Source organism: Brasilonema octagenarum UFV-OR1 (genome assembly GCF_963888615.1).
Classification (GTDB): domain Bacteria; phylum Cyanobacteriota; class Cyanobacteriia; order Cyanobacteriales; family Nostocaceae; genus Brasilonema; species Brasilonema sennae.
On sequence record NZ_CAWPKW010000012.1, the window covers coordinates 292 to 959 of the forward strand.

A 668-nucleotide genomic window follows, 5' to 3' on the forward strand; every position below is an offset into this window, starting at 1 on the left:
AATTTAAAATCATTACCAAATGGGCGGTTCGGATTAATGATTTACGTCGTGCTTTGTTAGACGAAGAACCACAGATTGTACATTTTTCTGGACATGGTGTTGGTACTGAAAATACGGAGCTAAATAATAATCAAGAACAAACAAGTCAGCGCCAAATTGTCCCCAAATCTTCGCAACCTAGTGGCATAGTTTTGGAGGATGACTTTGGGCAGACGCAACTGGTTAGCACAAAAGCACTTACAGAACTATTTGAGTTATTCAAAGACAAAGTTGAGTGTATTTTGCTCAACGCTTGCTACTCCGAAAATCAGAGTAACGCTATTTATCAGTATATTGATTGCGTTATTGGCATGAACCGTGCTGTCCCAGATAACACTGCCATTAAATTCTCTGTGGGATTTTATGATGCCATTGGTGCTGGTAGAACTTATGCGGATGCTTTTAAGTTTGGTTGCAACAATATCGACCTTAATAATATTCCGGGCGATTTGATTCCAGCAATAAAAAATCGAAATCAATCGAAATCTTTATTTTCACCTAATTCCAAGGAGCAAAAACCAAACATGGCTGGCGATCATAACGATAATAAGCGCATTCAAGGCGGTTATATACAAGGAAATTTTTCTGGTAGTTATAATAATTCCGGCAATTTTATTGAGGGAAATTAC

At 37.7% G+C, this 668-nt stretch carries 1 protein-coding gene; it reads left to right on the forward strand.

Annotation, left to right across the window (positions count from 1 at the left end; translation table 11 throughout):
• A partial coding sequence (locus tag AC5590_RS00650; protein ID WP_248277454.1) for a CHAT domain-containing protein occupies positions 1–668 on the forward strand: 668 nt, incomplete at both ends.